The organism is Shewanella carassii, from assembly GCF_019670705.1.
In the GTDB taxonomy this organism is placed as follows: Bacteria; Pseudomonadota; Gammaproteobacteria; order Enterobacterales; family Shewanellaceae; genus Shewanella; species Shewanella carassii.
Window position 1 is genome coordinate 1,355,053 of the sequence record NZ_AP024618.1, and the last position, 16,397, is coordinate 1,371,449.

Annotated in this window: 12 protein-coding genes; 7 read left to right on the top strand and 5 right to left on the bottom strand. The window is 51.9% G+C overall.

All coding sequences use genetic code 11. The features are described 5' to 3' along the window. Positions 1-23: 23 nt before the first annotated feature. Positions 24-1,580 (bottom strand): GGDEF domain-containing protein, encoded by a 1,557-nt coding sequence (locus K5621_RS06230; RefSeq protein WP_100141964.1) that lies wholly within the window; start codon positions 1,578-1,580, stop codon positions 24-26. Between the two features lie 158 nt (positions 1,581-1,738). Next, positions 1,739-3,883 (bottom strand): tetratricopeptide repeat protein, encoded by a 2,145-nt coding sequence (locus K5621_RS06235; RefSeq protein ID WP_221050719.1) that lies wholly within the window; start codon positions 3,881-3,883, stop codon positions 1,739-1,741. A 129-nt stretch (positions 3,884-4,012) separates the two neighbouring features. On the opposite strand from K5621_RS06235, the gene K5621_RS06240 reads away from it, so the two are divergent. Beyond that, complete coding sequence (locus K5621_RS06240) at positions 4,013-5,827, top strand: M61 family metallopeptidase (RefSeq protein ID WP_425332456.1); 1,815 nt, start codon at positions 4,013-4,015, stop codon at positions 5,825-5,827. Positions 5,828-5,946: 119 nt separating this feature from the next. Here K5621_RS06240 and rdgC read toward each other — a convergent pair whose 3' ends face one another. Beyond that, positions 5,947-6,858: a recombination-associated protein RdgC gene (gene rdgC, locus K5621_RS06245; protein WP_025889123.1), complete on the bottom strand. Its 912-nt coding sequence runs from the start codon at positions 6,856-6,858 to the stop codon at positions 5,947-5,949. 292 nt (positions 6,859-7,150) lie between these two features. Between rdgC and K5621_RS06250 the strand changes: the two genes are divergently transcribed. The 4 genes from K5621_RS06250 to K5621_RS06265 all read left to right on the top strand — a co-directional run bounded on the left by K5621_RS06250 (position 7,151) and on the right by K5621_RS06265 (position 11,983). After that, entirely contained in the window at positions 7,151-8,083 is a 933-nt protein-coding gene (locus K5621_RS06250; protein WP_221050720.1) for a porin, read from the top strand. A gap of 505 nt (positions 8,084-8,588) precedes the next feature. Continuing rightward, positions 8,589-9,278, top strand: a complete 690-nt coding sequence (phoB, locus tag K5621_RS06255; RefSeq protein WP_025011640.1) for a phosphate regulon transcriptional regulator PhoB — start codon at positions 8,589-8,591, stop codon at positions 9,276-9,278. Positions 9,279-9,352: 74 nt separating this feature from the next. Further along, the gene (gene phoR, locus K5621_RS06260) at positions 9,353-10,654 is read left to right on the top strand and encodes a phosphate regulon sensor histidine kinase PhoR (RefSeq protein WP_221050721.1); all 1,302 of its coding nucleotides are present in this window, start codon (positions 9,353-9,355) and stop codon (positions 10,652-10,654) included. Positions 10,655-11,011: 357 nt separating this feature from the next. Next, positions 11,012-11,983: a PstS family phosphate ABC transporter substrate-binding protein gene (locus K5621_RS06265; protein WP_025889126.1), complete on the top strand. Its 972-nt coding sequence runs from the start codon at positions 11,012-11,014 to the stop codon at positions 11,981-11,983. Positions 11,984-12,030: 47 nt separating this feature from the next. On the opposite strand, the gene K5621_RS06270 is transcribed toward K5621_RS06265, so the two are convergent. After that, the gene (locus tag K5621_RS06270; protein ID WP_039033736.1) at positions 12,031-12,933 is read right to left on the bottom strand and encodes a LysR family transcriptional regulator; all 903 of its coding nucleotides are present in this window, start codon (positions 12,931-12,933) and stop codon (positions 12,031-12,033) included. 222 nt (positions 12,934-13,155) lie between these two features. On the opposite strand from K5621_RS06270, the gene K5621_RS06275 reads away from it, so the two are divergent. Then, a complete protein-coding gene (locus K5621_RS06275; protein ID WP_100141960.1) occupies positions 13,156-14,109 on the top strand; it encodes an AEC family transporter in 954 nt (317 codons plus the stop codon). Between the two features lie 92 nt (positions 14,110-14,201). Then, on the top strand, positions 14,202-15,863 hold the full coding sequence (gene recN / locus K5621_RS06280; RefSeq protein WP_100141959.1) for a DNA repair protein RecN: 1,662 nt from the start codon (positions 14,202-14,204) through the stop codon (positions 15,861-15,863). Between the two features lie 158 nt (positions 15,864-16,021). Here recN and K5621_RS20125 read toward each other — a convergent pair whose 3' ends face one another. Next, complete coding sequence (locus K5621_RS20125) at positions 16,022-16,396, bottom strand: DUF3319 domain-containing protein (protein ID WP_221050722.1); 375 nt, start codon at positions 16,394-16,396, stop codon at positions 16,022-16,024. Position 16,397 lies beyond the last annotated feature (1 nt).

Consider the following 16,397-nt stretch of genomic DNA (forward strand, 5'->3'; position numbering starts at 1 on the left):
AGCGTAAACAGGAGTCATTGTTGTCAATCTATAATGACTCTGTCACGGCTTTCATGTTTGGCCTTATAGAGGGCGGCATCGGCGCGTTCGAAGGTTTCCTGAATGTGTTCGCCATCAATGATTTGTGCGGCCCCTATGGATACTGTAACTGTAATACGCTGATTTTTAAATTTAAACGGAATATTTTTAATTTTTTCGCGCACCCGGTTCAATAGCTGTTCTATGTCCTTGGGTGAGACATCGGGGATAATGAGTACAAATTCTTCACCGCCATAGCGGGCAACAAATTCAGTATCACGCAAAGAGTTTTTCAACGCCATGGCGATGACCTGCAGTGTCTTATCTCCTGTGGTATGGCCAAAGCTGTCGTTGATGGATTTGAAGTGATCTATGTCGGCGACTGCCAGCCATAAGGGTTGTTTGTTGCGCTGGAAGTGACGGTATTCCTGCTCCATCCGCTCCTCCATGGCCGCGCGGTTGGGCAACTGGGTGAGGGTGTCGAGCATGTTGAGCTTTTGCTGCTCGAATAATCTTTCCTTGTAAGTGGAGGCTTCACTTGTGAGGTCATTGAGCTCTTTGCGCATGGTTTCCATCGACTTACGCAGCAGTGCCTGTTCTCTTTGCTCCAGCGCTTCTTTGCGGGCCAGGCTGGCGCGAATGGCGGCCAGTTGCTCGCTGATCTGCTGTTTGAGTTCGGTAATGTCTTCGATATCCACCAGCGACTCCCCCACGCTGTCGACTTGGGTGTTGATCTCTCGATTCAGTTGACTCTTAAGCTGATGGCTGCGCTGGGATTGGTTGTAGGAGTCGCTGACCACTTCGCGCACGGCGCTCAAGGCGTCGTTGAGGGCAAACAGAAACTCCTGCGAAGCGGTTTTTTCGCGGGCGATGTTGTCTAAAAGCAGCGAGAGTATTGTTTGATAGGCTTCCAGCAGGGTATCGATATCAATGTCGGGTGATGCCAGCTGCTCTTTGATCACCAATACCTGATCGCGTTGATCTTTGCGAAACTCTATGTTGGAGATCATCTGCGCCAGCTCGTGGCCCAGTTGCCTGTGTTTGGGCATTACCGCAATGGGGGATTCGGCTTCGAATTGACTGCAAAGCAGTTGCTCGTAGAAGCCCACCAACTGTTCGACCTTGGGAATATAGTCCCAGACGGTATGGAAAGGTTTGCCCAGCTCCTGTTTGAAATAGCTGACCTCTTTCTTGAGGCGCTCTGGCATGGAGTCGACTCGTTGCAGTTGGCGACTGAACTTGCTCAGACTAGAGCGGCCCTCTTCGAGCTGGCCCATTACATGGTGGTATTGCTTCTTGAGCAATCGTTCGACTTCGACCAGATCCGGTAACACTTCATCTATGCGTTCATAGGTGCCCAGGTTATGCCTGAGTTTGGCCAGTTTGTTGTCTAGCTCTAGGTTTTGCCCTTTGCAGGCCAGGCTGAGATGGCCAATAAATTGCAGTAACGCCTGCAGTTTGGCGTTCCTGTCTTCATTCATTTCATCTAACGCGGCTTTGGTGGAATTCAGTTTCTGCTTGAGAACACCTAGTTGCGACACCGTTGCGTTTGAGTCCTTCATTCCTGTAACTTTCCTTCGATGCGGGATCGAATCCATTGTAGGGGTATAAATGACTGAAATTTCGTGACAACCGTTTCAGACACTATTAAATGGTATAGCAATCTGTCAGGAGTGCAAATTCGCCATCTCGTTGTTGCGACAAAGTTTTGTCGTTCAGATCAAATAATTGGCATTGGGTCGATTTTTGATTGTAATTGCGACTCCGGCCAATCAATTTTATCTTTTTCTCCGTTGGTTTCTATTCGGATTAAGCCGCGGATTATACTCTTTTGCAGTTGCAGATAGAGAGGGGCAGAAAATATGGCCGCCGGAGTAAAATCCAGAGTACTGAAACCAACGTAGTGGCCTTGATTTTCTTTAAGGCTCATGGCTCCGGCTAACGCCAATTGTGTTGTTTCAAACAAGGTTTCGGCAGACAGACGGACATCGGGGTTAGCCAGCAGCGGTAATGGGATGAATCCGAGAGCCCATTTGACGTTTTCTTTCTGAAACGCTGCCGCAAGTTGCTGGTGAATTTGCCTTGCACTGGTTTCATAGTCCAAAACCAAGGCAAAAAGTCCCGGCCTGAGCAGAAATACATCGGCATGAGTCAGCTCGGTAATGTCATTTGCCAACCGCCCCAGCCTAGGGGCAGCCAAGCTGTTTCCAAGCCTTATGTCACTATCGAAATCTTGCTCTAGTGCCAGCAGAGCCAAGCCTTTGGGTTTTGTTGCTATTTTCTTCAGTAGTGACCGATAACCAGGTAAACCCGTCATCGGGTCCAACAACATTGTCGATTGTTGAACATTGTTGTTTCTAAGCATCTGTCTGCGTAGTTTGGATTGCTGCAGCAATAAGCCCAGCAATACCAGACAGAGTATTGTCCCTCCGGCCAACAAAGCGTTGCGGGTATGCAGGGTTGCCAATTGTTGCTGTTGCTCTTGCCGCAACTGTCCCAATGCAAGTTTTAATCTTTGCTCGGTAAGCGCTGAGGATTTGATGTCCGAACCTGTATTTTTATCTTTCTCTAACAAAGCGTTATGTATTTTAATGCTTTCTGTCTGAGTCGCAAGCGCTTGCTGAAAGCGGCCTTGGGCCTGGTAGGCATCGGTCTGGTAGCCGAGGGCTTCTATCTGCTCTTGCTGTAATTCCAACTGTTTGGCTAAACGCAGTGCTTCTTGGGCATGTTGCATCGTCAAGGGCCAATCCTCTATGGCATGGGCAACTTGCGCTATGAGCATTTCGTTGTAAATCAGATAATGATTACTCTTCCGCTCTTTGAATATCTCGTTGGCTTGAAACAGGTAGTCGAGGGCGACTCGATGGTCGTTCAAATGGAAGTAGGCCTCTCCCAAATTGTGAAAATTCAGTCCCTGGGCGGTAAAGTTTTTCAGCTCGGCATCTATTTGCTGGGCATTAAGGTAATAGTCTATCGCCTTGTTCCATTCGCCGTTGTTGGCATACACCATGGCGATAACTGTCATGGCGCTCGATAGATAAGAGCCTGAGCCCAAAGCCTTAAAGGCATCGGCGGCGCCGTGGGCAAATTCGAGAGCCTCATCTTTCTGTTGTAGATCGCGGTACAACTTGGCCAGATTTAGCTGCAACATCGCTTTTTGATTAGGCTGGTTGAAGCGGCTGGCGAGCCGAAAAGCCTCGGTGTAATGCTGCAATGACTTGGTTTGTTCACCCTTGCGGTTGTAGTACTTACCCAAGGCCGATTCTGCCTCGGCTATCAGATAGTCATTGCGTAATTGATAGGCCGTTTCCCTGAGTTGATTGAATGCATTCAGAGCCAACTGTTCTTGCTTGATGATCAAGTTGACTATGCCAAGGTCTTCATAAATGACATATCTGAGCAGTTGGCTGCGTTTGTCCTGGGCTTCACTCAAGAGCTCAAGCGCTTGGTTATTAAGGGTTACTGTTTGTTGGTACGCTTGTTGAACTCGACCGATATATCGGGCTTCGAGGTTATTGAGCGCCGCTTTTTCATAATCGCTGCGGGCCACGGTTTTCAGTTGTTCGATCAACTGCTGCGCTTGTTCAAGTTTGCCTGGTGCGCGAATTTGAATATCCATATTTAACCGGGTCAATAAGATGAGTTTGCTCATCAGTTGTTCCGGGGAGTAACCCAGCTCCAGTGCTCGGGATGTAAACTGCTCGACAGAGGAAAAAATCAATGACTGGGGTAAATCGTCAGTCACTGAGAGGTACAGTTTGGTTGGATGCTCTCTGAATGTTATCTCTATCTCTTCCAGCTCATCGGCATGTGCCATGCCTAAAAGCAGCATGGATGCGATGAAGATAACCCTGAAAAAATACATAAATTTGCCTCTGTCCCATTCTGCGGGGACTTAATTGTTAGCTTTTATTAGCAAAGGGTGAGGTGACTATCCCGATATTGTTATACTCGACCGATTTTATAACAACAATGACATAAGAAGGAATTACGAGTGAAATCCGCTGTTTTGTCAATCATATCTTACTCCTCCCTACTGACAACTCTGGGCATGGCATCTTCAGCCTGGGCTGACGTCGATTACCAGATAGATCTTAAAAGCCCGGAGCATCACCTGGCTCAGGTCAAGGTCTCTTTCCCGCAACATTCAGGGCAACAGCTCAAGGTTAATCTGCCGGTTTGGCGTACCGGCAAGTATCAGGTATTGCCGCTGGCGGACGGGGTTCGCCGTTTTCATGCCTCGGACGCGCAGGGCAACAGCCTGCCTTGGAAGCGCAGTGCCAGCGGTGAATGGACTGTGGTTTTGTCCAAGCCAACAGCGGTCACCGTCAGCTATCAACTCTATGCCAACGAGTTGGGGCAAAGAGTCAGGCATATTGATGCCAGCCATGCGTTTCTGGATGCCAGCGGCGTATTCATCTACAGCCCCGAGTTTCGTCAGGAGCCTGTCAAGGTAACCCTGGATGTGCCGAGCGATTGGCGCAGTTACTCGGGGATGGCCGCGGCTGATAAGCCTCATTCGTTTGTGGCCGCCAACTATGATGTGTTAGTCGACTCGCCGATTGAAACCGGGCTCAGTCAGCATCGCGCCTTCAAGGCCGACGGCAAACAGTATGAGCTGGTGGTTTGGGGCGAGGGCAACTATGACCTGGAGCAGATAGAGGCCGATCTGGGTAAGTTGTCCGCTACGGCTGCGGCCATTTGGGATGACTATCCCTTTGAGCGTTATGTTTATATGGTGCACGCCACCTCGGGGGCCCGCGGCGCCACCGAACATTTGAACTCAACCATTATCCAGCTGCCCAGATTCAACTTCCGTGAGCGCCAGGACTATCTGCGTTTTATCAGCACGGCTTCCCATGAATTTATTCATACCTGGAACGTCAAGGCCTATCGCCCGGAGGGACTGGTGCCCTACGACTACCAACAGGAGAATATGACTGAGCTGTTATGGATGGCGGAAGGTTCTACCAGCTATTTTCAAAACCAGTTGTTGTTGCGTGCCGGGATCATGACGCCTAAAGAGTTTATGGAGGACTTGGCCAAGCGGGTCAATGCCAATCAGCATAAGCCGGGGCGGGAAATTCAGTCGGTGGCCGAAGCCAGCGCCGGTCAATGGGTTAGCACAGGCGGCGATTACGCCATCAACCACAGTGTGAACATCTACTCCGAAGGTTATCTGACTTCGCTGGCACTGGACTTCTCACTGCTGCAGGACACAGACAAAGAGGTGTCCTACCGGGATGTGCACCGGAGTCTCTATCGTGAGCATAAGGTCCCCAAGGGATACAATGTCACGGATGTGAAACGTATTTTGAAAAACTTATCCGGCAAGGACTATGAGTCTTGGTGGCAGAGCCATGTCAATGCCCCCTTGGTGCTGGACTTTGACAAACTGCTGAGTCAGGCAGGGCTTAAGACCGCCTACGGCAAAGACAGTAAGGAGCAGGCCTTTGCCGGTATGACACTCACTTCCGGCTCTTTGGTGTTGCAAAGTGTTGAGCGCGGTGGTCCGGCTTGGCAGGCGGGCATAGTCGCCGGCGATCAGCTGCTGGCTATCAATGGCTTGAAAGTCAGCGCCGAAGGTTACGCCAAACGTTTGGCCGACTTTGACGCAGGTGATGAGTTGACTGTGACCCTGTTCCACGACGATAAGCTCATAGAGCGGCGTGTGACTCTGGCCTCAGAGCAATCCGGCAAGCTGCAAATTAAGCCTAAGGAAAGCGTCAGCCGCGCCCAGAAAGCCTTCTTCAAGGCCTGGCTCGGCATAGACTGGCCGTTTGACGCTCAGGGTAACTATAAGTCCTGAGTCTGATAAGTCCTGAATCTGATTGTCCAGAAAACGCCGGCGCATCTTCAGGTGTGCCGGCGTTTTTTATGGCGCTTATTTTATCTCAGCGCAGGGGCCTTGTTACTCGGAGATAGGGGTTACAGGCTGTCTTCAACGCCGCCGAGGGCATCGACCAGAGCCAGCATCAGCGCGACCAGTTCGCTGCTCATCAGCTCAAAGTCGGCGTCCAGTTTGGCCAGTGGATCCTCACCGGCAACATCATCGGTGGCGGCGCGGAACTCTTCCGAGAACTTGAGGCGACGCAGTCCGGCATCGGATTGCAGCACAAAGGCGATGGACTGACCGAAGTGCAGTGCCAGTTTATGCACCTGCTTGCCGGTTTCCAGGTGAGCCAGTACTTCCTCTTCGCCCAGATCCTGCTGCTTGAAGCGCACGGTTGCACCATCATCGGCGGCAGACTTGAGCTCGGCTTCATCCTGAATGGTGAAGGGGGCTGGGGCATTGCCTTGCTTGAGCCATTCGGTCATTTGCACTTCAATCGGTGTCTTGGTGCTCATTGGCACCACAGGCAGGCTGCCGAGCGCTTTACGCAGCAAGGCCAGCAGTTCTTCGGCCTTGGCGGCGCTGGAGCTGTCTACCAGGATCAGTTGCTCATCCAGCAGCAACAGTGCCTTGATTTGGCTGCGACGGGAGAAGGCTCTTGGCAACAGAGTGGTGGTGATTTCATCCTTGAGCGCATCTTTCTCTTTCTTGGTCAGCTTGCGGTTTTCTTCCTCTTCCAGCAGCGACACCTTTTCTTCCAGCGCTTCCTTGATGACCTGAGAAGGCAGCAGCTTCTCCTCTTTGGTGGCGCAGATAAGGTGGCGGTTGTTGGCGCTGTGAACCAGGGTGTGCCCCAGTTTGCCCAAAGCCTTGGAAAAACCGAATTTGCTGATGTCCTGACTGGAGCAGGGAGAAAAGGTGAAGCCCTCAAGGGCCGTCTCCAGTGCCTCTATATCGGTGGAAAATGGTTTGTTGAAACGATATACGGTGAGATTTTTAAACCACATGACAGGCGCTCTTTGAAAAATAAAGCCGCAGTGTAAGGCATGAATTCCTCTAGGTAAACCCGCCCTGCTAGCACAGATTTTTTCGCTCTGGGCAGATTTAATCAAAATGTCATATAGCCCTTTGTGGGCCGCGAGGCCCTGTAGTGACGGGCTTTTACCGGTGGCTGGGCAGGTCTTTGATGCCAATGAAGCCAGCAAGTTAAAAGATGAAATAAAACTGCAACAGACTCGTTGCACACTTTCGCTCGTTCCAAACCAATAACCAAGACGAAGAGAACGTCGAAAGGAATTAATGATGAACGCATTTTGCAAAACACTACTCGCTTCAGCTATCGCTTCAGTCTCTCTGGCCTCTGCCCATGCAGCCGAGCCGCTGACCGTTTACGGCAAGCTGAATGTTACTGTTCAGTCCAACGACGAGGCCGGTGCTGATGATTCTGAAACTACGGTTCAGAGCAATGCCTCTCGTTTTGGCGTGAAGGGCGAATTCGATCTGGGTAACGACCTGGCAGCATTCTACACAGTGGAATACGAAGTAGACACAGGCGATGATGCCAAAGACAACTTCCTGGCCCGTAACCAGTTTGTTGGTTTGAAGGGTAACTTCGGTGCCATTTCTGTGGGTCGTAACGACACTATGCTGAAAGTGTCTCAAGGTAAAGTAGACCAGTTCAACGACCTGTCAGGCGACCTCAAGAGCCTGTTCAAGGGTGAAAACCGTATCGAGCAAACTGTGACTTACCTGTCGCCTTCATTCGGTGGTTTTAAAGTCGGTGCCACTTACGCAGCAGAAGCCGCCAAGTCACAAGGCGGTGAAGATGGTTTCTCTGTTGCCGCCATGTACGGTGACAAGGATCTGAAAAAGAGCGCAGTATTCGCCTCTGTCGCCTACGACTCTGAAGTTAAGGGCTACGATGTTCTGCGTGCCACAGTACAGGCCAAACTGGCCAACTTCATCCTGGGCGGTATGTACCAGCAGGAAGAAAAATCAGTGGACGGTGACAGCAAGAACGGTTACCTGCTGAGCGCGGCTTACAAGATTGACGCAGTGACCCTTAAAGGTCAGTGGCAGGACATGGAAGACAAGGGTGATTCCTGGTCTATCGGTGCCGACTACAAGCTGGGTAAGCCGACCAAGCTGTTTGCCTTCTACACCAATCGCTCCATGGAAGATATGGACGATGATGACAAGTACATAGGTGTTGGTCTGGAACACAAGTTCTAAACGACCACAGCTGCAGCGAAGGAGGCCTTGGGCCTCCTTTTTGTTTGCACTGTTTGTAGTCAGGAGGCGTATGGAGGTCGCTTTTGTCGCGCTGCTGTTGGTTTTTGCTTCCGGCTTTTGTGGATGAATTCGGCCAACTCAGCCGAACGGCTCTTGGGCGTGTTCCTGCAGTGTGAAAACAGTCGTCTGGAAATTGTGTCAGTGCCGTGTCCCTGAAAGATAATTCGCGCCTGGCCTAACAGAGAGCCGCGGCAGTACTTGGTTAAGTTAAGGCTAACTTATTGTTTGTTGTAGACTTGTAATCTAAATTTAGCTGCAGTGAGATTGTTGCTCGTGGCGGTCAATAACGGCTATTGGGTAAGCTTTTCATTCCAGTTTCAAGTGTTTAATCGGGATAATTGTGACAAAATAGCGCCGTTAAAGACGTAATGGTCGACTCTTTTCATCATTTTGTAATAAAACTGTCCAATAATGGCCACGTGGAAATTCACTGACAGAAACCGTTATGACTGCAAGGATTTTAATAGTAGAAGATGAGTTGGCTATCCGTGAGATGCTGACTTTTGTTATGGAACAACACGGGTACACCACCAGTGCCGCCGAGGACTTTGATTCTGCGTTGGCACTGCTCAAGGAACCTTATCCGGATCTTATTCTGCTGGACTGGATGTTTCCCGGCGGCAGCGGTATTCAGTTTGCCAAGCGATTGAAGCAAGATGAGTTTACCCGTCAGATCCCTATTATCATGCTCACTGCCCGCGGTGAGGAAGAGGACAAGGTCAAAGGCCTGGAAGTGGGCGCCGATGACTATATTACCAAACCGTTTTCCCCCAAGGAGTTGGTGGCCCGCATCAAGGCGGTTCTCAGACGCGCCGCGCCAACCCGCCTGGAAGAAACCATAGATGTGCAGGGCCTGACCCTGGATCCTGTCAGCCATAGGGTCACAGTGGGGGATTCTGTGCTGGAGATGGGGCCGACCGAGTTTCGTTTGCTGCACTTCTTTATGACTCACCCGGAACGGGTCTACAGCCGTGAGCAGTTGCTGGACAATGTCTGGGGCACCAATGTTTATGTCGAAGATAGAACTGTGGATGTGCATATTCGTCGCTTAAGGAAAGCCGTGGAGCTGTCCGGGCACGATAAACTGATCCAAACGGTTCGCGGCGCAGGTTACCGCTTCTCTACCCGTATCTAGCGGGGTAACAATGGGCATGGGCCGGGTTTTGCGTTATCTTGTGCAACCATCGGCCTTTTGCCTGGGCATTTTCTATGTTTGATTCCTATTCGGGTTATCGGCTGTTTTCCCGTCTGATGCTGTACCTGGCGGCTTGTCTGCTGCTTGGGTTGCTGCTTGGTCAGTTGCTCTTGGTACTGTGTCTGGGCGCTTTTCTATTATTGGGTTGGCACTATCGCCAGCTTATTCGGCTCAATTACTGGTTGTGGCGCGATCGCCGCTTAACGCCGCCGCAGGGCAGCGGCAGCTGGGAAGGGGTATTCAACGGCATCTATCGCCTGCAGGGCAAAAACCGCAAGCGGGTGAGTCAGTTGGCCGGGCTGTTAGGAAGGTTTCGCCAGGGGGCCGAAGCGCTTCCCGATGCGGCCGTGGTGCTCGATTCAGATCATAATATCCTCTGGTGTAACAAGTTGGCGCAGCTGCTGCTCGGCTTTGTCTGGCCGCAGGATAATGGTCAGCGAATAGATAACCTTATCCGGCATCCCGACTTTTCGGCCTATTTGAAAAAGGGCCATTACAAGGAGCCGCTGGAGCTGCCGTCCCCGGTTTCGGATAAGCGTCTGCTGGAAGTGCGCTTGATGGCCTATGGCGACAGGCAGCTGTTGCTGATTGCCCGGGATATCACCCGGGTTAGGCAACTCGAGGGAATGCGCAAGGAGTTTGTTGCCAACGTCTCCCATGAGCTGAAAACACCGCTCACTGTGCTGCAGGGGTATCTTGAGATGATGCAGAGCATGGCCGAACCCGACTCCCCCAATGTCAAGGCGCTGGAGTTAATGCAACAGCAGACCGGCAGGATGCAATCCATGGTGGAGCAGTTGTTGGCGTTGTCGCGGATTGAAGATGCCGCCGATATCAACCTGGAACACACTGTGGATATGCAGCAGTTGATGACCACCTTAAAAGAGGAGGGTGAAGCGCTCTCCCTTGGTCGCTACCAACTGAGCTTCTATGCCGAACCAGGACTCAATACCCATGGCAATGAGTTGCAGCTGCGCAGTGCCTGCTCCAATCTGTTGTCCAACGCCATACGCTACACAGAGCCGGGCGGCAGTATTGAGGTGCGCTGGCAACGGGTGGCAACCGGCGCCATGTTCAGTGTTAAAGACAGTGGTGAAGGGATTGCACCGCAGCATATCAGCCGCCTGACCGAACGCTTCTATCGGGTCGACAGTGCCCGCTCGCGGCAAACCGGTGGCAGTGGTCTGGGGCTGGCGATAGTGAAACACGCCCTCAGTCATCACCACAGCGAACTCAAGGTGGCCAGTGAGCTTGGCAAGGGCAGTATCTTCAGCTTTGTGATCCCGCAGCATCTACTGGAGCAGCAAGCTTCCTGACGCGTTTGACTGCATTAACCCTATTAAGGAGCCTTTGGCTCCTTTTTGCTGTCTAGCGGGAAAAGGCTTTGTGCACTCTTTTTCAAGCCTGTGGCAAATGGCAATCTCACGGTCATGATTAAGCAAAGGCTTTAGGAAACTGCCGGCGCAACATGGTCAATCGAGGATCCTTTATGCCGAAATGGCTTCAAGACCTGGCTGGCCGTTATTTTCAGGCCGTTATTTTCGATACCCAGTTACAACGTATTTATTTTGGCTTGTCATGCAACTGTCATTTTTAAGTCATAGACTTGTCATTGTGGCAATTGATACTGGCTGCGTTTTAGAAACCAAGTTCGGTAAAAACTGGAGCAAATAATGAAATTGAAACAGCTTGTCGGCGCAGTAACCCTTACGGCCGCTGGTGTATTCTCTGCAGCATCAATGGCTGCTATCGATCAGTCACTGCCAACCTACGAGAAAACAAGTGGTGTTTCCGGTAACTTGTCTTCCGTCGGCTCTGACACTCTGGCCAACATGATGACTCTGTGGGCTGAAGAATTCAAACAGATGTACCCTAACGTCAACATCCAGATCCAGGCTGCCGGTTCTTCAACTGCGCCTCCAGCCCTGACCGAAGGGACTTCTCAGTTCGGTCCAATGAGCCGCAAGATGAAGCCAAACGAAGAAGAAGCGTTTGAAAAGCACTATGGTTACAAGCCTACTGCGATTCGTGTAGCCATCGATGCCCTAGCGGTTTTTGTTCACAAGGACAACCCAATCAAGGGGCTGAGCATAGAGCAGGTTGATGCTATCTTCTCCTCTACCCATAAGTGTGGTGGCAGCGATATCACTCGCTGGGGTGATGCCGGTCTGGACGGAAGCTGGTCTGCCAAAGACATTCAGCTGTACGGCCGTAACTCAGTATCCGGTACTTACGGTTACTTCAAGAAGAAAGCCCTGTGTAAGGGTGACTTCAAAGCCAACGTGAACGAGCAGCCAGGCAGCGCCTCAGTGGTGCAGTCTGTATCTCAGTCGCTGAACGCTATCGGTTACTCAGGTATAGGTTACAAGACTGCTGGTGTGAAAGCCGTGGCTCTGTCGAAGAAGGGTGACGACTATATCGCTGCAACGCCAGAGAACGCGGCCAGCGGTACTTACCCACTGTCACGCTACCTCTACGTTTACATCAACAAGCATCCAAACAAAGAGCTGTCACCCATGCAGCGCGAGTTTGTCCGCTATGTCCTGTCCAAGCAGGGGCAGCAGGTGGTTGAGAAAGACGGTTATGTTGCACTGCCAAGAAGTGTGATTGCCAAAGACCTGGAGAAGGCTGGTATCCGTCTGTAAGACTTACCCCTTCGAAGAAAAGCCCGCATCGCGGGCTTTTTTGTGTTTCAGTCCATGGAAAATAGCGCAGGGGCGCGCTGCTGCATGAACTCGATAAAGAGCTTTACCTTGAGTGGTTGCTGGCTGCGTTGATGATAGAGCAGGGAGATACGCCGTTTTTCTCCTTTCCACTCCGGCAGCAATACCTGTAGCCGCCCGTCTTTCAACTCCTGTTTGCAAAAGAGCTCAGGGCCGTAAAGAATCCCGCCGTCATTCAAGGTTGCACGGATGGCACCGTGGAGATCCGTCAGGGTTAGGTTGGCCGGGCCGTCATAATAGAAGGCATCGCCATCGGGATGGCGCAGCGACCAGTTGAACAGAGGCCAGACCTTGATCACCTTATGTTGACTGAGCTGCTGCGGATGATTGAATACCGGCGCCTTTCGAAGATACCCGGGGGAAGCCACCAGGCGATAATCCAATACTCCAAGAGAGCAGGAAACCCAGGAGGAGTCAGGCTGGGTGCCGCCGACTATGGCAACATCTATGCCTTTATCGATGAGATCCACCACCTCGTTACTTTGAGCGATATGCAGCTTGATATCCGGGTAGCACTCGCAAAATTCGTTCAGTGTCTCGATGAATATCATAGAGATAATCGAGATGGGAGCGGCAATTCTCAGGGTGCCTTCGGGCTTGTCGGCGCAGGTGCCGCTGGCCAGGGCATCAAACTGAGCTATCAGTTGCTGATAGCGTTGGAACAACTCCAGTCCCTCTTCGGTCAACCTCAGTTTGCGGGTGGTTCGCATCAGCAGTTGTTTATCCAGCACAGATTCCAGCTTGGCTAGTTTGCGGCTGACGGTGGCCACCGGCATATTCAGTACTTTGGCGGCCTGGGAGAAACTGCCAGCATTGACCAGATGTACAAACAAGTAGAGCAGTTGCAGTTCGGGAGCCTGATTGTCACTCATTGCTGTTCCTCAATGTGCCAAGGATATGTTTAAAACGCTTGTCTGCCGATGTCTACGACCATAGCGCAATGGCTGGCAGAAAACGGCTGTGGTAACTTGTCGGCGTCTCTGCCGAACTTACTTAGCTGTACTGATAAGGGCAGGCAAGATACAGAATTCCCCGCCATTTTCGCAGATCCCCGGCGGGAGTACGACAGCCAAAGTCAGCAAAATGGAAGAAGTATGACTGGAATCATTACTCCGCTGATCTCTGTGTTTGGCATTATGCTCGCAGGTTCACTGGTACAGAAAAGCAAAATCCTGCCGGATGGTACGGACGCCGCCCTCAACCAATATGTTTATTACATAGCTTTTCCGGCCATTATGATGATAGTGCTGGCAAGAACTTCTTTCGAGGAGATCTTCCAGTGGCATTTCATCATCGGTTTCAGTGTGGCAATGATGCTGACCTATCTGCTGGTGCTGCTGATTTCCGGTTGTTTCAGGGCCGGTCAGGGGGTAGGGGCGATTCGCGCCTTGAATGCCACCTTCGGCAATACCGCCTTTATCGGCATCCCCATGATGATGATAGTCTACCCGGGAAACCAGTTGGCGCTGGCTGCGGCGGCCATTGCCAGCCTGTTGTCTGTGGTGATGTTTGCCATCGCCCTGGTGTCGCTGGAGCTCGCCAGAGATACAGAAAATAAGGCGCATCCCTTGTTGATTATTGTTGAAGCGCTGGCGAAAAACCCGATTGTTATCGGCAGCGCCCTGGGCGTTGCTGTCTCGGCTTCCGGTATGGCTCTGCCGGATGGGATAGCGATGATGATAAGTCAGATAGGCGCCACCTCCAGCCCCTGTGCCCTGTTTGCCATAGGTATGGTGTTGGCCAAGGCGACCCGGGTTCGCGGCGCCACCCGCTTACCTGGGCCTTGGCAGTTGGCTGAGCTCTTTGGCATCAACGCCTGCAAGCTGCTACTGCAACCTCTGCTGGCTTATCTATTATTGAAAGCCATGGGGATCAGCGGCACCAATCTGCAGATGGGGGTTATTCTTGCGGCCCTGCCTACGGCAGCGAGTGTATACTTACTGGCGCAGCGTTATGACACCAAGGCCGGGGTCAGTGCCCAGGGGATATTAGTGGGGACGCTGATCACCTTTATCAGTTTGCCTTTGATAGCGGCATGGGCAGTCTAGGGAACAACACAGGGAATAATTAATCGACAGATATTTACTGTATAAAAAATCAGTATATACTGTTTATCAATACAGTGTTTTGGGAATTCATTATGCTTTGCCAACTCAGCATCAATAACTTTGCCATAGTGCGTTTTCTGGAGCTGGACTTCCGTCCGGGAATGACCAGTATTACCGGCGAGACCGGGGCGGGTAAATCCATTGCCATCGATGCCCTGGGGCTTTGTCTCGGCAACCGGGCCGATGCCGCCAGTGTACGCCCCGGTGCCAGCAAGACAGAAGTTAGTGCCCGTTTCTCCCTGGCGGATGTCCCTCTGGCCAAGCGTTGGCTGGAAGATAATGATCTCGAACTCGAAGATGAATGTATTCTCAGGCGCACCATTGGCAGCGATGGCCGTTCCCGCGCCTATATCAATGGTAACCCTGTGCCGCTGACTCAGCTCAAGGCTTTGGGGCCCTTGCTGGTGGGGATCCACGGCCAGCATGCTCATCACGCCATGCTCAAGACAGAGCAGCAACTTTACCTGCTGGACAGCTATGCCAATCATAAGCTGTTGCTCGATAGTGTCAGCAGTGCCTATCAGCGTTATCGCCAAATCGAGCAGGAACTGCGGCAACTGGTGCTGTCGCAGCAGGAGAGAATTGCCCGTAAGCAGTTACTCAGTTATCAGGTGGAAGAACTCAACGACTTTGCCCTCGGGGAGCATGAATTTGCCGAGATAGAGCAGGAGCACAAGCGTCTGGCTAACAGTACGGCGCTGATCGAGTCCTGTCAGTTGGCCTTGATGCTGCTCAGTGAGGGCGAAGAGGCCAACATAGAGTCATTGCTGAACCGGGCAGTGCATATCAGTGCCGAGCTGGAGAGTGTCGACTCTGAGCTGGCCAATGTCGGCGGCATGCTCAACGATGCCCTGATCCAGGTGCAGGAAAGCAGCAGCGAGCTGCAGCGCTATCTGGACAAGCTTGAGTTGGACCCAGAACACTTTGCCATGCTGGAGGCGCGACTTTCCAAGGCGATGCAACTGGCGCGCAAGCATCAGGTGATGCCCTCAGAGTTGTATCAACACCATCAGCAGTTGCTGGCCGAACTGGGGAGCCTCGACTCAGATGAGCAGAAGCTCGAAGAGATAGAGCAGCAATTGGAAGCTAGCAAACAGAATTACCTGACCCAGGCGCAAAAACTCAGTCAGAGCCGCAGCCGCTATGCCAAAGAGTTGGACAAGTTGGTCACGGCTTCCATCCATGAACTCAATATGCCCAAGGGCAAGTTCAGCATAGCGGTGGAATTCAGCCCTGAGCAGATGTCGGTCAACGGCAGTGACAGGGTGGAGTTTCTGGTGACCACCAACCCAGGGCAGCCTTTGCAGAGTCTGGCCAAGGTGGCCTCGGGGGGCGAGCTTTCCCGGATCGGCCTGGGTATTCAGGTGATAACCGCCCGTAAGGTGGCCACCCCGACACTGATTTTTGACGAGGTGGACGTGGGGATTTCCGGACCAACGGCTGCCGTGGTGGGCCGCATGTTGCGCACCCTGGGAGAATCGACCCAGGTATTGTGTGTGACTCATCTGCCGCAGGTGGCAGGTAACGGCCATCAGCATATGTTTGTTGCTAAACATGCCAAGGGCAGTGGTACCGAAACCTCTATGGTGGCGCTGGATAAAGAGCAGCGGGTACAGGAGCTGGCTCGACTGCTTGGCGGCGATACCATCACCAGCAATACTCTGGCCAATGCCCGTGAGCTGCTGAGTAGTTAAGTCTAGGACTGGGCTGTTAAACCTGGATTTGATAAATCAAAAGGCCACATCTGTGTGGCCTTTTGGCTGACCTTTATGCAGAAAGAAGTACTGCGGCTGTGTCTCTTGGGAGTCGCTTGGGTAGGATAATAGCGTGACGGACGATTTCCCCGTCCTTGCTATGACTTACGGCCTTTGGGGGAAGTGTTTTTTCGCTGTGAGCCTTTGTTGGCGATTTTTTCCCCTGCGCCGCCTTTTCCCGCTTTTCTCTCTTTGGTTTTTCCTTCAGTGGCTTTTCCATCTGTAGCTTTGCGGGAAGCCGTTTGAGCCTTTTGGCTCCCGGTCTGCAGTGGTTTGTTGGCAGCTGTTTCGGTGTCTGTTGCGGCAGCAATTTTCGGCTGTGGCAATATCCCCAACTCTTCAAAGAAATTGATCTGCCTTCTTAACTCAAACAAAGAGCCGGTACGGCTGGTCTGGCCTATGGTCAGGGTCCAGCTGTCGGTGAGGCCGTCGGTATTGCTAAGGATATAGCCACGATAAACCAGCTTACGCATC

Bases quoted from the DNA above. Each gene is read 5' to 3' on its own strand.
- K5621_RS06230 (WP_100141964.1), bottom strand. From the start codon at position 1,580: ATGAAGGACTCAAACGCAACGGTGTCGCAACTAGGTGTTCTCAAGCAG.
- K5621_RS06235 (WP_221050719.1), bottom strand. From the start codon at position 3,883: ATGTATTTTTTCAGGGTTATCTTCATCGCATCCATGCTGCTTTTAGGC.
- rdgC (WP_025889123.1), bottom strand. From the start codon at position 6,858: ATGTGGTTTAAAAATCTCACCGTATATCGTTTCAACAAACCATTTTCC.
- K5621_RS06250 (WP_221050720.1), top strand. From the start codon at position 7,151: ATGATGAACGCATTTTGCAAAACACTACTCGCTTCAGCTATCGCTTCA.
- phoB (WP_025011640.1), top strand. From the start codon at position 8,589: ATGACTGCAAGGATTTTAATAGTAGAAGATGAGTTGGCTATCCGTGAG.
- phoR (WP_221050721.1), top strand. From the start codon at position 9,353: ATGTTTGATTCCTATTCGGGTTATCGGCTGTTTTCCCGTCTGATGCTG.
- K5621_RS06265 (WP_025889126.1), top strand. From the start codon at position 11,012: ATGAAATTGAAACAGCTTGTCGGCGCAGTAACCCTTACGGCCGCTGGT.
- K5621_RS06270 (WP_039033736.1), bottom strand. From the start codon at position 12,933: ATGAGTGACAATCAGGCTCCCGAACTGCAACTGCTCTACTTGTTTGTA.
- K5621_RS06275 (WP_100141960.1), top strand. From the start codon at position 13,156: ATGACTGGAATCATTACTCCGCTGATCTCTGTGTTTGGCATTATGCTC.
- recN (WP_100141959.1), top strand. From the start codon at position 14,202: ATGCTTTGCCAACTCAGCATCAATAACTTTGCCATAGTGCGTTTTCTG.
- K5621_RS20125 (WP_221050722.1), bottom strand. From the start codon at position 16,396: ATGCGTAAGCTGGTTTATCGTGGCTATATCCTTAGCAATACCGACGGC.